Origin of the sequence: Pararhodobacter sp. (assembly GCF_034676075.1) — a bacterium.
Classification (GTDB): domain Bacteria; phylum Pseudomonadota; class Alphaproteobacteria; order Rhodobacterales; family Rhodobacteraceae; genus Pararhodobacter.
Map to the genome: position 1 here is coordinate 73,145 of NZ_JAUCCQ010000008.1, position 12,407 is coordinate 85,551.

Below are 12,407 nucleotides of genomic sequence, written 5' to 3' on the forward strand. Positions count from 1 at the left end.
CCGGTGTCAATCGCGTGACAGCCCCGGCGCCCGTTGGCGCCCGGGGCCGCCCGAAAGGCCTCAGGCTTCGGTTTCTTCCGAAACCGCTTCCTCGGCCGGAGCTTCGTCCATCGCACCGATGTCGACACCGGCGGCACCCAGCTGCGCCGACATGCCGTCGAGCGCGGCGCGGGCCACGAGGTCGCAATAGAGGGCGATGGCGCGCGCGGCGTCATCGTTGCCGGGGATCACGTAATCCACGCCATCGGGCGAGCAGTTGGTATCGACCACGGCGACAACCGGGATGCCCAGCTTGCGGGCTTCGAGGATGGCGAGGTCTTCCTTGTTCACGTCGATCACGAACAGCAGGTCCGGCAGACCGCCCATTTCGCGGATCCCGCCGAGCGAGGCCTGCAGTTTGGTCTGCTCGCGCTCCATCTGGAGGCGTTCTTTCTTGGTCAGGCCGGCAGCGCCGCGTTCCATGACCTCGTCGATGTTCTTCAGGCGCTGGATCGACTGGGAAACGGTTTTCCAGTTGGTCAGCGTGCCGCCCAGCCAGCGGTGGTTCATGTAGTACTGGGCGCATTTTTCAGCGGCTTCGGCGACTTGCTTCGAGGCCTGGCGCTTGGTGCCGACGAACAGCACGCGGCCGCCCTTGGCGACGGTGTCGCGGATCACCTTCAGCGCCTGGTCCAGCATCGGGACCGTCTGCGTCAGGTCGACGATGTGGATGCCGTTGCGGTCGCCATAGATGTACTGACCCATGCGCGGGTTCCAGCGCTGGGTCTGGTGGCCGTAGTGAACGCCAGCTTCAAGCAGCTGACGCATGGAGAATTCGGGAAGCGCCATGTCCATGTCCTTTCCGGTTTGCGCCTAGGACGGGGCTTTCGGGCATTCGCCCAACCGGTGGACCGCTGCGGGATGTCTCCCCGCAGGGCCCGGCCCCGCCTGTGAAGTGCGCGCCCATTACCGCACCCTTGGCCGCCGCGCAAGGGGCGGATGGTCAGTCGGGCGCGATCGCCGCCAGTTGGGCCATGGCGCGGCGCCTTGCGGGCGGCATGCGGTCGATCTCGACGCAGGTGAAGACATGGCAGGTGCCGAGGTCGCGGTCGATCACCGCATGGTCCGACACCCAGCCCCCCATCGACAGATAGGCCCTGAGGAGCCCCGGCAGGAGTTGCGCGGCCTCGGGCGTCGGCGTGGCGGTCACCGCCTCGAAGGCGCGGACCTCGGGTGCCTTGCGCGAGGGGGTCAGCGCGGCCGGGCCCTGATGGCGCGCCATGAGCAGCGCCCAGGCCGGATCCAGCGCCTCGGGCTCGCGCGTGTGGAAAGAGGTGCAGCCGATCATCCGCGCGGCGCCCGTCACCAGCGCCACCCGCGACACTCCGGCCCAGAGGAGCCGCATGAGGTCCGCGTCCCCTGCCCCGGGTTCGGTGCACAGCCGCCCCAGTTCCAGCGTCTCGCCGCCGGCCGCGGCCATGGCTTCCAGCCCGTACTGGCGCGCGGCATAGCCCGCCAGCAGCGCCGCGCCGTCGCCGTGGCGGCGAAAGCGCAGCGTGGCTTCGGCCGGGCCACCGGGGCGGCCGATCCACAGATGCAGGCTCAGGTCGTCGTAATCGTCGCGGTCCTCGGCCCCGGCACGGAAGGCCCGGCCGCGCAGCGCCAGCACCCCGGCCATGTCCTCGGGCCCCGCCAGCCGCGCCACGCGCGTTCCCGCCACGATGGGGGCGCCGAAAAGCCTGTCGCCATCCGCCTGGGCCATGCCCGTCGCTCCCTCTGCGGGGGGTTGCCCCCCGCGGCTGTCAGCCGCCGAGCGAGGTGAACTGCCCCAGCGCGCTCATCACCTGGCTCATCACGCTCGGACGCGGCCCGGAATCGGTCACCCGCCGCGACAGCGCCACGACCTGACCATCGGCAAGGCCGAAGCGCTCGATATTGCTGACCCGGTCGCGCTGGTCGAACGAGATGGCGACCACCTGGCGGTCGACCTCCTCGGGCGCGCGCCAGCCGCGTTCGCGCCAGTCGGACTGGACGTAATACCAGCCCGAGCCTTCCATCACCCCGCCCATGCCGGGCTGGCCGATGGCCTGCGCCACCGTCTCGCGCGTGTCGCGGCCGACCTGGATCTGGGCCAGATCCTCGTCCGAGGGGGCATAGCCATGATAGCGCATGATCGGCGAGCAGGCCGCCAGCAGCACCCCCAGCGCCAGCCCGGCGATCAGGCCCCGCCGTCCCGTTGCAGGCCGTCCCGACCCCATGGCCGCAGACGTCTTTTCTTTCGCTGCGCGATCGCTCATGCCCCACTCCCGGCTGTTGTCTGGCGGGGTCAGGCCCCGTCGGCCCCGGCTTCCCGGTGCCTCGGGGCTGGAACCCCGTGTGGCAACTGGATTACTAGAGGAGCGGGCGCTGTTCAAGAATGGAACCCCGCGCCGACCCGCCCGCACGCGCATGTGAGGGCCAGCAAGGAAGGAAGACGTCATGAGCGAGCACCCGGCACAACCGGATCCCACCCTGCGCGAGACGGACGCCCTGACGCTGCCCCTGCGCGTGAGCGACCTTTCCGCGCGCGGCAGCCTGCGCTTTCGCCTGACCCCCACGGCCGAGGCCCGGGCCGATCTGGCCGCCGACCTCGGTGCGCTGAAGATCCGCAAGCTGGATTTCACCGGCCAGATCGTCGCCGAAGGGCGCAGCGACTGGCGGCTTGAGGGCAAGCTGGGCGCGACCGTGGTCCAGGAATGCGTGATCACCGCCGAACCCGTCACGACCCGCATCGACGAGCCTGTCACCCGCCGCTTCGTCCGCGACATGCCGGTTTCCAATGAACCCGAGGTCGAGATCCCCGAGGATGACACGCTGGAGCCGCTGGGCCCGGTGATCGACCCCGGCGCGGTCATGGCCGAGGCGCTGGCGCTGGCGCTGCCCGATTACCCGCGCGTGCCGGGGGCCGAACTCCCCGACTCGGTCACCGAACTGCCGCCCGAGGAGCGCCCCAACCCCTTCGCCGCGCTGGCGAAGTTGAAGAAAGACCTGGGCGAGGGCGGGGAATAGCCCCGATTTGCCCTTGCGCGGACGGGAAAAGCTTCTATGTTCCGCGCCTCATGCACGATGGGTCTTTCAATGGCCGCCCTGGCGGTGTAATGCCCCGTCGCAGCAAGTTTCCACAGTCACGGGCCGCCCGGTCGCGCCCGCCTAAACTCAGAGGTTGACATGGCCGTTCAACAGAACCGCGTGACCCGCTCCCGTCGCAACATGCGCCGCGCACATGATGCGCTGGTTGCGGGCAATCCGAATGAATGCCCGTCCTGCGGCGAGCTGAAGCGCCCGCACCACGTGTGCCCGTCCTGCGGTCACTACGACAGCCGCGAAGTGATCGCGCAAGCCAGCGTCGACCTGGACGACGACGCGGCCTGACGGTCTCGACCGGCGGTGCAATGATGACGTCCGAGACGGAACATCCGCACGCCGGTGAGCCGGTGCCTGGTTCGGCCTCGGGTCGGATCATTATATCCGTCGATGCGATGGGCGGCGACCGGGGACCCTCGGCCGTCGTTTCCGGCTGCGCACAATCGGTGCGGGACAATCCCCGCATCGACATCCTGCTGCATGGCGACAAGGCCGTGCTGGAGCCGCTGGTCGCGCGGGAAACCGCGCTGACGGGACGGCTCACGCTGGTCCATGCCGAGGGCATCGTGACCATGCATGACAAGCCCAGCCATGTGATGCGCCACGGCAAGGACACCTCGATGTGGTCCGCCATCACGGCGCTGAAGGACGGCACCGGCATGGCCGCGGTCAGCTGCGGCAATACCGGCGCGCTGATGGCCGTCTCTATGTTGCAGCTGCGGCGGATGGAGGGCGTGAACCGCCCCGCCATCGCCTGCCTCTGGCCCTCGCGCGGGCGGCACGGGTTCAACACCATGCTCGATGTCGGCGCCGATGTGAAAGCCGAGGCCGAGGATCTGCTGGCCTATGCGATCATGGGCGTGACCTATTTCCGCAACGGCTTCGGCGAACCCCGGCCCCGCGTCGGTCTGCTGAATGTCGGCACCGAGGAACACAAGGGCCGGGCCGAGATCAAGGCCGCGCATGACCTGATTTCGCGGCACGAGGAGACGGGGCGCTACGAATACGTGGGCTTCGTCGAGGGCTCGGATATCCCCTCCGACCGCGTGGACGTGATCGTCACCGACGGTTTTACCGGCAATGTCGCGCTGAAGACCGGCGAGGGCACGGCCAAACTGATTTCCGATTTCACCCGCCAGAGCCTGACCTCGGGCCCCTTGGCCATGCTGGGCGCGATCCTCGCACGGGGGGCGCTCAAGCGCCTCTCGGGCCGGGTCGATCCGCGCCGGGTCAATGGCGGCGTCTTTCTGGGCCTCAACGGCACGGTGGTGAAATCGCACGGTTCCGCCGATTCGACCGGCGTGGCGGCGGCCATCGGCCTGGCCGCCAAGCTGGCGCAATCGGGATACCGCGGTCGCATGGCCGAACGCCTTGTGATCGCTTCCAAGACGGCTCAGGATGCGGGCCCCGGGAATGGTGAGTCGGCATGATCCAGAACAACGTCACGCGGGCCGTGGTCATCGGTCACGGCCACTATCTGCCTGAGCGCGTTGTCGAAAACGCGGAATTCGAGAAGACCCTCGATACCTCGCATGACTGGATCGTGTCGCGTTCCGGCATTGAACGGCGGCATTTCGCGGCCGAGGGCGAGATGACCTCGCATCTGGCCGCCAAGGCCGCCCGGGCCGCGCTGGAACAGGCCGGTATCGGCGCCGAGACCATCGACGCGATCATCGTCGCCACCTCGACCCCCGACTTCACCTTCCCCTCGGTCGCCACCATGGTGCAGGCCGAGATCGGCGCGCAGAAGGCCTATGCCTTCGACGTGCAGGCGGTCTGTGCGGGCTTCGTTTTTGCGCTGGCCAATGCCAATGCGCTGATCGTCTCGGGCCAGGCCAAGCGGATCCTGGTGATCGGGGCCGAAACCTTCAGCCGGATCATGGACTGGACCGACCGGGGCACCTGCGTGCTGTTCGGCGACGGCGCGGGCGCCGTGATCCTCGAGGCGCAGCCGGGTCAGGGCCTGCCCTCGGACCGGGGCGTCCTGTCCACGGATCTCAATTCCGACGGGCGCTTCCGCGATCTTCTTTATGTGGATGGCGGCGTGTCCTCGACCGGGACGGCCGGGCAGCTGCGGATGCAGGGCAACCAGGTCTTCCGCCACGCGGTCGAGAAACTGACCGAGACGGCCGAGACCGCGCTCGACAAGGCCGGGGTCGCCCCCGGCGATGTCGATTGGATCGTGCCGCATCAGGCCAATATCCGCATCATCCAGGGCACCGCCAAGAAGATGGGCGTGTCGATGGATCATGTGATCGTCACCGTGCAGGACCATGGCAACACCTCGGCCGCCTCGATTCCGCTGGCACTGTCGGTGGGGGCGTCGCAGGGCAAGCTGAAGCAGGGCGACCTGATCGTGACCGAGGCCATCGGCGGCGGTCTGGCCTGGGGCGCCGTGGTGCTGCGCTGGTAGGCAAGGCCCCGCGCTTGAGACCCCGTGCAAACAACGCACCGCAAACCCCGGTGTTGACAGTCAAAATTCCTTGCAGCATCCTTGCGGTGCAGCCAGTCAATCACCGGGGAGATTGAGATGAGCGAAAAAACTCTGACACGGATGGATCTGAGCGAAGCGGTGTTCCGGGAAGTGGGACTCTCTCGCAACGAATCCGCCGCTCTTGTCGAGGCGGTGATCCAGTACATGTCGGATGCACTGGTCGAGGGCGAGCAGGTCAAGATCTCGTCCTTCGGCACCTTCAGTGTCCGCTCCAAGGCCGAACGGCTGGGGCGCAATCCCAAGACCGGTGAAGAAGTGCCGATCAGCCCGCGTCGTGTTCTGTCCTTCCGGCCGTCGCATCTGATGAAGGATCGCGTCTCCAGCGGGAACCTGCGCAACAAGGCCTAAGGCATGAAAAAGGCGCCAGAGGCCTTTCGCACGATCAGCGAAGTGGCCGATATCCTGGATACCCCGGCGCATGTGCTGCGGTTTTGGGAAAGCAAATTCTATCAGATCAGGCCCGTGAAACGGGCGGGCGGGCGTCGGTATTACCGGCCCGACGACGTCGCGCTGATCAACGGTATCAAGGCCCTGCTGCAAAGCCAGGGCATGACCATCCGTGGCGTGCAGCGGGTCTTGCAGGAACAGGGCGTAAAACATGTCGCGGGCCTGGGTGGTCCGCTGCGTGAGCTTGAGCCCGTAACCGCTGGCGAGGACGAGGATTTCGACCTGCCGGAGGGCTTCGAGGATCCCGCCATCGACGAGGCCGAGATCGTCGGCGATCCGCCGCTGTCCGACCGAATCCCCGCGCCCGCCACACGGCCGGTGGCCGCGACGCTCACGCCCGTTGAGGATGAGCCCGTGGCGCTGACGCCCGAGCCCGTCCTTGAAGACGCGCGCGCCCGGACGGTCGAGGCCGATTTGCCCGAGGAACCCCCTCTGGGGACGCTTGCCGAGGACGAGATCGAACCCGCCGAGGCGCTGGACCTCGCGCCCGAGGCTGCCGACGACATCACGCCCGATGTGGTGCGGGACCCGGTCGACGAGCCCGTGGCCCGCGCCCTGCCCCCGACCGAGCCGGTTATCGCCACCCCTGCCCCCGTGGCGCCGCAGGCCGCGGCCGAGCGGGTCGAGGCGATGGAGCCGTCGGACCGGGCGATGCTGGCCCGGCGGCTGCGGGGCATGTCGCGGGGCAGCTTGGGCCCCCGGCGCGACCGGGCCGAAATGCTGGCACGCCGCATCGACGCGCTTCTGGAACGGATGTCCGAGGCTTCGGGCGCCGGGCGCTGGTGATTCCGGCCACTCCGGCATGGGCCTTGGCGGGTCGAGAAAATTTCCCGTCCGACCCGGCATTTTGGCGCTTGCCCCCGCCGCGAAAACGGGTAGAAAGCGCCTCGTCGGGCTGTGGCGCAGTCTGGTTAGCGCGTCCGTCTGGGGGGCGGAAGGTCGTGAGTTCGAATCTCGCCAGCCCGACCATCACAATCCGCCCGTGGCCTTCTGGCTGCGGGCGGTTTGCTTTTCGGGAGGCTTGAGATGACCCTTAACCCAGTGGCGAACCCGGGTGTCCTGCCCTCGCAGGCGCTGCGGCTGTCGATCGACCGCGGCGTCCTGGGCGCAAGCCCCGCCATCCTGCCCGATCAGGTGCAGCCCGCGAGCCTGGACCTGCGGCTGGGGGGCACGGCCCACCGGCTGCGCGCCTCGTTCCTGCCCGGCAAGGGGCGGACGGTGGCCGAACGGCTCCCCGAATTCGAGATGCACCGATTCCCCCTGGGCGCCGGCATGGTGCTGGAAAAGGGCTGCGTCTATGTCGTCGAACTGGCCGAGACGCTGGCGCTGCCCGACGGCATGAGCGCGGTGACCAATGCCAAAAGCTCGACCGGCCGCCTCGATCTGCTGGTCCGGGTCATCACCGACCATGGCGTCGAATTCGACCGGATCCCCGCGGGTTACAAGGGCAAGCTCTATGCCGAGATCTGCCCGCGCTCCTTCTCGGTGCTGGTGCGGCCGGGGATGCGGCTCAATCAGATCCGGCTGCGGCAGGGTCAGGCGGTGCTGTCGGATAGCGAGCTGAAGGCGCTCAATGCCGAGGTGCCGCTCGTCTCGGGCGAGGCGGTGATTTCCGAGGGTCTGGGCTTTTCCGTCGATCTGCGGCCCGAGGGGACCACGCTGGTCGGCTACCGCGCCAAGCCCCATGCCGGGGTCATCGACCTCGACCGGATCGGCCATTACGACCGCGCCGATTTCTGGGAGGAGCTGCACAGCTCGAACGGGCAGCTGATCCTCGATCCCGGCGCCTTTTACATCCTGGTCAGCCGCGAGTCGGTCTGCATCCCGCCGGGCTATGCCGCCGAGATGGCGCCGTATCTGGCCATGGTCGGCGAGTTCCGGGTGCATTACGCGGGCTTCTTCGACCCGGGCTTCGGCCATGCCGCGGCGGATGGCGTCGGCGCCCGGGGCGTGCTGGAGGTCCGCTGCCACGAAGCGCCCTTCGCGCTGGAGGACGGGCAGATCGTCGGCCGTCTGGTCTATGAGCGGATGTCCGAGGTGCCCGACCGGCTTTATGGCGCGGGGATCGCCTCGAATTATCAGGGCCAGGGCCTGAAACTCGCCAAGCACTTCAAATGAAACGGGGCCCTTTCGGGCCCCTTTTCCGTCATGCCGTGGCGGCGTTTGTTTTGGGGCCGAGCTCGCCCTTGGCCCACATCGTGTAGACCCGGAAGGTGATCCAGGGGATGAAGCCGGTGGCGAAGGCGAGGATCGCCGCGCCGATCCAGAGCCCCGGTGCCCCCAGCCCCCAGATCGCGGCCGAGGCCACCGCCGCCATCGGGAAGGTCAGCGACGCCCAGAGCGGCGAGAAGCCCGAGTGCAGCAGCCAGTTCGCCTTGACGATCATCACCGTGATCAGCGCCAGCGCGAAGATCGCGAAGACCAGGGCCACGCTCTGATAGCCCAGCAGCGCCGAGACCGTGGCGAAGAGCGAGGCAGGCGCCGCGTGGATCGCCATGAAGGGACGGAGCGGCGCGGGCGGGATGGTGCGGATCAGCTGGCGCAGGCTCGCCAGCCAGATCAGTGCCGCGGCGGGCATGGTCAGCCAGAGGATCCATTTTGACGCCTCGACATAGCCCAGCGGGATCAGCGTCAGCGGCGCCAGGATGTAGCCGACATAGGTGAGGTGGAAGACCGGCGTGACGCCGCGGCCCTCCCTCGGCCCGGTGCCGACCCGCCAGGTGATCAGGCTGCCGACTACGGCCAGCGCGCCCATGCCGCCGACCGCCATCCAGAAGGCCAGATCCGGCGCATAGGGCCGGAGCGCGGCGCCGGCCAGGATGAAGGACAACACCATGGCCACGGTGCCCGCGCGCCCGGGCAGCACCGCCAGCTCCTCCATCACCACGCCGGGGCGGCGCAGCGGTTTGGAGAGCCAGGCAACCAGCGCGAAGGCATAGAGCAGCAGCACGGCGCCCAGGATCGCCTCGCCCACCGGCTGCAGCGGCGCCATGCCCGGCTGCAGCGCCAGATTGCGCCAGCTCAGCCCCAGTCCGAACATCCCCATCACCGGCGAGAAGATCGCCGGTGGCGTGCGCCGCCACAGGCCCGGTGTCTTCTGCACCAGCGGTGGCGGCGGCGGGAAATGCCGCGGCTTGATCGAGGGAACGGGTCGCGGGCTGTCTGACATGGCGGCTCTCCGGCAGGGATCGGCGCCACTGAACCCGCTGCACCCCGGGCGCGCAAGAGGACTTTGCGTCGCGCCGGGGCCCTGCCCGCCCACAAAGCCCGTGGAGCGCAGCCCGCGTTCCCGCTATGAAGGGGCAAAGACCCGAGGGAACAATGTCCGACAGACCCCTGCAATCCTGGCCCTTCACGCCCGCGCCGCAGCTTGTCGCCGATATCGGCGGCACCAATACCCGCGTGGCGCTGGCCGATGCCGGGGTGCTCAGGCAGGGCTCGATCCGCAAATATCCCAACCACGGCCGGGCCTCGCTGGCCGAGATCCTGCAGCAATACCTGGCGGAAACCGCGACCGGCGATTGTGCGGGCGTCTGCGTCGCCGCCGCGGGGCCGGTGCGCGACGGGGTGGCGCGGATGACCAACCTCGACTGGGAGATCACCGCCGGGGATCTGGCCCGCGTCGGCCGGACCGAGCGCGTGGCGATTCTGAACGATCTGCAGGCGCAGGGGCATGCGCTGGCCTCGCTCGACGCGCGGCATCTGCGGGTGCTGCTGCCCGGCCAGCCCGCCCCCGCCGGCGCCACGCAGCTGGTCGTCGGCGCCGGCACCGGCTTCAACGCGGCGCCGGTCCATCATCTGCCGGGCGGCACCCATGTGGCGCCCTCGGAATGCGGCCATATCCACCTGCCCCGCAAGGGCGAGCAGGAGGCGGCGCTGGCCCTCCATCTGGCCGAGCTGCACGGCATCGCCACCATCGAGGAGGTGCTCTGCGGCCGGGGTCTGGTGGCGCTGCACCGCTGGCTCAGCGGGCAGGAGCTGGCGGGCGACGCGCTCACCGCCGCGATCGCCGCGGGCGAGCCTGCGGCGCGCAAGACCGGGCAACTTTACGCCCGGATCATGGGCCGGGCGCTGGCGACGCTGGCGCTGGTGCATCTGCCCTATGGCGGGATCTTCCTGATCGGCAGCGTCGCCCGGGCCATGGCCCCGCATCTGGTGGCGCTCGGCATGGGCGAGGCCTTCCGCGACATGGGCCGGTTCAGCCCGATGATGGCGGAATTTGCCGTCACCATGGTCGAGGACGATTACGCAGCCCTTCTGGGCTGCGCCGCGCATCTGGCCGGTCGGCCGCACTGACCTTGCCAGGGCGGGTCCGAGCCGCCATATCGGAGGCATGCTGCTGCGCCTCCTCCCCTTCATCCTCGCCGCCCTCTACGGGCTGGCCTATTGGCATTTCTCGGCCTGGCGCACCAAGCGCGAGCTGGATCAAAGCTCGACACCGCTCAAGGACGACACGCTGCAGGGGCTGACCGACCAGATGGCGGCGGTGCTGGACCTGCCGGTCATCACCGTCCATGTCCATGAAACCCCGGTCATCAACGGGCTGGCCGCGCCGGACGGACGGATCTTCCTGACCCGCGGCTTCCTCGACCGCTACCACACAGGCGAGGTCAGCGCCGAGGAACTGGCCTCGGTCATCGCCCATGAGCTGGGCCATGTGGCGCTGGGGCATACCCGGCGGCGGATGATCGACTTTTCCGGGCAGAACGCGGTGCGGATGGCGCTGGCGGCGGTGCTGGGGCGGCTGATCCCGGGCCTGGGCGTGATGATCGCCAACATGCTGGTGTCGATGCTGGCTGCGGGCCTCAGCCGCAAGGACGAATACGCCGCCGACGAATACGCCGCGGCGCTGCTGACCAAGGCGGGCATCGGCACCGCGCCGCAGAAATCCCTGCTGTCGCGCCTGTCGTCGCTCACCGGCGCCCGGGGCGGCCCGCCGGTCTGGCTGGCCTCGCATCCCCGGACCGAGGATCGCGTCGCGGCCATTGAAGCCCTGGAACAGCGCTGGCGGGTCGATTGAAAAAAGACGCGAGGCCCGAAGGCCCCGCGCCCTGAAAGGGATCACTAGGTGCTCGAAACGCCGTCACCCTGCCCTAGGCCCGTGACGATCGCGTGACGCTCAGACCTTGTCCATTTCCTTTTCGTGCAGCCAGGCGGCCTGACGCGGCGCGCGCTTGGTGCGGGTCCATTCCTCGAGCATCTCATCCTTGACCGCCGCCGCCTTGGCCGCCATCTCGGCCGCGCCGGGGTCGTCATAGGCCAGCTCGATCCGGTGACCGTTCGGATCGAAGAAATAGATCGAGTGGAACACCGAATGGTCGGTTACGCCCAGAACCTCGACCCCGTTCGCTTCCAGATGCTCCTTGTAGGCCACCAGCGTGTCGCGGTCGGCCACTTTCAGCGCCAGATGCTGCACCCATTTCGGCGTGTTTTCGTCCCGACCCATCTCGGGCTTGGTCGGCAGTTCGAAGAAGGCCAGCACATTGCCCATGCCCGCATCGAGGAAGATGTGCATGTAGGGATCGGGCTCATGGGTCGAGGGCACGTGGTTTTCCGCGAAAGCCAGCGTGTAGTCCATGTTGAGGTTCTTCTTGTACCACTCGACCGTCTCCTTCGCGTCCTTGCAGCGATAGGCGACGTGATGGATCTGCTGGATCTTCAGGGCGGGCATGGCTTCCTCCATTCATTGCAAGTGCAACAATATGGCTTGAGGAACCACGAATCGCCCGCCCCTGTCAAGATCATTGCGACCGCAACGAAATCGGGCCCCACCTCGGGGGCCCGTTTCCAGAGGGCTATCAGCCTCAGCGATCCATGCGGATCATGATCGAACGCATCATGTCGACTGCCCGGTTCTCGCCCGGGACGTCGTCGAACATCGCCCGAGCCCGGCCGCGGGTGGTGACCTCGGGCGGCAGCTCCTCGATCACGCGGTTGCGGCTGCGGTCGCGGAAGAAGCCGTCGAACGGGTTCAGCCACATGAAGAGCCGGGCCAGACCGCTCGGCTCCTCGATGCGGTCGCGGGCCGGATGACGCAGGACCAGCGGCTCGTGGCTGATGGTCGAGGGCGCCACGTAATGCGCACCGATCCCGTCACGGACCACGGTGCCCATCGGCGATTGCTGGATGCGCAGCGTGTTGCTGCCCTGGGTCGAGATGATGGTGGTGGCCCCGGCCGCCCCGGCGCTCAGGGCGGCGGCGGCGGCAAGGGCGGAGGTGATCGAACGAAGGCGGGTCATGGGAAAGTCCTTTCAACAGGGGTTGCAGGAGGGGTCTTGGTCTTGGGCTGGCGGTCTTGGGGGTCGGCTCACCACCCGAACAGGAGGGTGAGGCCGGATTGTCCGCCGGTCTGGGTGACGGCGGC

General features: G+C 68.4%; 15 protein-coding genes and 1 tRNA gene. 10 read left to right on the forward strand and 6 right to left on the reverse strand.

Annotation, left to right across the window (positions count from 1 at the left end; all coding sequences use genetic code 11):
* Nucleotides 1–60: 60 nt before the first annotated feature.
* From rpsB to VDQ18_RS05150, 3 genes are all read right to left on the reverse strand, one after another.
* Nucleotides 61–834 (reverse strand): 30S ribosomal protein S2, encoded by a 774-nt coding sequence (gene rpsB / locus VDQ18_RS05140; protein WP_107752946.1) that lies wholly within the window; start codon nt 832–834, stop codon nt 61–63.
* A gap of 148 nt (nt 835–982) precedes the next feature.
* Nucleotides 983–1,741, reverse strand: a complete 759-nt coding sequence (locus VDQ18_RS05145) for a GNAT family N-acyltransferase (RefSeq protein WP_323019941.1) — start codon at nt 1,739–1,741, stop codon at nt 983–985.
* A 40-nt stretch (nt 1,742–1,781) separates the two neighbouring features.
* Nucleotides 1,782–2,276, reverse strand: coding sequence for an outer membrane protein assembly factor BamE (locus VDQ18_RS05150; protein ID WP_323019942.1), 495 nt, complete (start codon nt 2,274–2,276; stop codon nt 1,782–1,784).
* A 181-nt stretch (nt 2,277–2,457) separates the two neighbouring features.
* Between VDQ18_RS05150 and VDQ18_RS05155 the strand changes: the two genes are divergently transcribed.
* From VDQ18_RS05155 to VDQ18_RS05190, 8 genes are all read left to right on the forward strand, one after another.
* Nucleotides 2,458–3,027, forward strand: a complete 570-nt coding sequence (locus tag VDQ18_RS05155) for a DUF177 domain-containing protein (protein WP_323019943.1) — start codon at nt 2,458–2,460, stop codon at nt 3,025–3,027.
* 159 nt (nt 3,028–3,186) lie between these two features.
* Nucleotides 3,187–3,390, forward strand: coding sequence for a 50S ribosomal protein L32 (gene rpmF / locus VDQ18_RS05160; protein ID WP_107752955.1), 204 nt, complete (start codon nt 3,187–3,189; stop codon nt 3,388–3,390).
* A 23-nt stretch (nt 3,391–3,413) separates the two neighbouring features.
* The gene (gene plsX, locus VDQ18_RS05165; protein ID WP_416235086.1) at nt 3,414–4,532 is read left to right on the forward strand and encodes a phosphate acyltransferase PlsX; all 1,119 of its coding nucleotides are present in this window, start codon (nt 3,414–3,416) and stop codon (nt 4,530–4,532) included.
* Entirely contained in the window at nt 4,529–5,515 is a 987-nt protein-coding gene (locus VDQ18_RS05170; protein ID WP_323019945.1) for a beta-ketoacyl-ACP synthase III, read from the forward strand. Before plsX ends, VDQ18_RS05170 begins: the two co-directional genes overlap by 4 nt.
* A 117-nt stretch (nt 5,516–5,632) precedes the next feature.
* Nucleotides 5,633–5,944: an integration host factor subunit alpha gene (gene ihfA, locus VDQ18_RS05175; protein ID WP_107752960.1), complete on the forward strand. Its 312-nt coding sequence runs from the start codon at nt 5,633–5,635 to the stop codon at nt 5,942–5,944.
* Between the two features lie 3 nt (nt 5,945–5,947).
* Nucleotides 5,948–6,829 (forward strand): MerR family transcriptional regulator, encoded by an 882-nt coding sequence (locus VDQ18_RS05180; RefSeq protein ID WP_323019946.1) that lies wholly within the window; start codon nt 5,948–5,950, stop codon nt 6,827–6,829.
* Nucleotides 6,830–6,934: 105 nt separating this feature from the next.
* Nucleotides 6,935–7,012, forward strand: a tRNA-Pro gene (locus VDQ18_RS05185).
* Nucleotides 7,013–7,069: 57 nt separating this feature from the next.
* Complete coding sequence (locus VDQ18_RS05190) at nt 7,070–8,161, forward strand: 2'-deoxycytidine 5'-triphosphate deaminase (RefSeq protein WP_323019947.1); 1,092 nt, start codon at nt 7,070–7,072, stop codon at nt 8,159–8,161.
* Nucleotides 8,162–8,189: 28 nt separating this feature from the next.
* Here the strand turns inward: VDQ18_RS05190 and VDQ18_RS05195 are convergent, their stop codons facing one another.
* Nucleotides 8,190–9,212 (reverse strand): tellurium resistance protein, encoded by a 1,023-nt coding sequence (locus VDQ18_RS05195; protein ID WP_323019948.1) that lies wholly within the window; start codon nt 9,210–9,212, stop codon nt 8,190–8,192.
* A 152-nt stretch (nt 9,213–9,364) separates the two neighbouring features.
* Between VDQ18_RS05195 and VDQ18_RS05200 the strand changes: the two genes are divergently transcribed.
* Together VDQ18_RS05200 and VDQ18_RS05205 are read left to right on the forward strand one after the other, a co-directional pair.
* On the forward strand, nt 9,365–10,339 hold the full coding sequence (locus tag VDQ18_RS05200) for a glucokinase (protein ID WP_323019949.1): 975 nt from the start codon (nt 9,365–9,367) through the stop codon (nt 10,337–10,339).
* Between the two features lie 40 nt (nt 10,340–10,379).
* Nucleotides 10,380–11,063, forward strand: coding sequence for a M48 family metalloprotease (locus VDQ18_RS05205; protein WP_323019952.1), 684 nt, complete (start codon nt 10,380–10,382; stop codon nt 11,061–11,063).
* Nucleotides 11,064–11,162: 99 nt separating this feature from the next.
* Here VDQ18_RS05205 and VDQ18_RS05210 read toward each other — a convergent pair whose 3' ends face one another.
* The gene (locus tag VDQ18_RS05210) at nt 11,163–11,705 is read right to left on the reverse strand and encodes a VOC family protein (RefSeq protein ID WP_323019953.1); all 543 of its coding nucleotides are present in this window, start codon (nt 11,703–11,705) and stop codon (nt 11,163–11,165) included.
* Between the two features lie 142 nt (nt 11,706–11,847).
* Nucleotides 11,848–12,282 carry a hypothetical protein gene (locus VDQ18_RS05215; protein WP_323019950.1) on the reverse strand — a complete coding sequence of 145 codons (435 nt, stop codon included), beginning with the start codon at nt 12,280–12,282 and terminating at the stop codon, nt 11,848–11,850.
* Nucleotides 12,283–12,407: the final 125 nt, after the last annotated feature.

Coding starts and splice junctions, on each gene's coding strand:
- rpsB (WP_107752946.1), bottom strand. CDS start 834: ATGGACATGGCGCTTCCCGAATTCTCCATGCGTCAGCTGCTTGAAGCT.
- VDQ18_RS05145 (WP_323019941.1), bottom strand. CDS start 1,741: ATGGCCCAGGCGGATGGCGACAGGCTTTTCGGCGCCCCCATCGTGGCG.
- VDQ18_RS05150 (WP_323019942.1), bottom strand. CDS start 2,276: ATGAGCGATCGCGCAGCGAAAGAAAAGACGTCTGCGGCCATGGGGTCG.
- VDQ18_RS05155 (WP_323019943.1), top strand. CDS start 2,458: ATGAGCGAGCACCCGGCACAACCGGATCCCACCCTGCGCGAGACGGAC.
- rpmF (WP_107752955.1), top strand. CDS start 3,187: ATGGCCGTTCAACAGAACCGCGTGACCCGCTCCCGTCGCAACATGCGC.
- plsX (WP_416235086.1), top strand. CDS start 3,414: ATGACGTCCGAGACGGAACATCCGCACGCCGGTGAGCCGGTGCCTGGT.
- VDQ18_RS05170 (WP_323019945.1), top strand. CDS start 4,529: ATGATCCAGAACAACGTCACGCGGGCCGTGGTCATCGGTCACGGCCAC.
- ihfA (WP_107752960.1), top strand. CDS start 5,633: ATGAGCGAAAAAACTCTGACACGGATGGATCTGAGCGAAGCGGTGTTC.
- VDQ18_RS05180 (WP_323019946.1), top strand. CDS start 5,948: ATGAAAAAGGCGCCAGAGGCCTTTCGCACGATCAGCGAAGTGGCCGAT.
- VDQ18_RS05190 (WP_323019947.1), top strand. CDS start 7,070: ATGACCCTTAACCCAGTGGCGAACCCGGGTGTCCTGCCCTCGCAGGCG.
- VDQ18_RS05195 (WP_323019948.1), bottom strand. CDS start 9,212: ATGTCAGACAGCCCGCGACCCGTTCCCTCGATCAAGCCGCGGCATTTC.
- VDQ18_RS05200 (WP_323019949.1), top strand. CDS start 9,365: ATGTCCGACAGACCCCTGCAATCCTGGCCCTTCACGCCCGCGCCGCAG.
- VDQ18_RS05215 (WP_323019950.1), bottom strand. CDS start 12,282: ATGACCCGCCTTCGTTCGATCACCTCCGCCCTTGCCGCCGCCGCCGCC.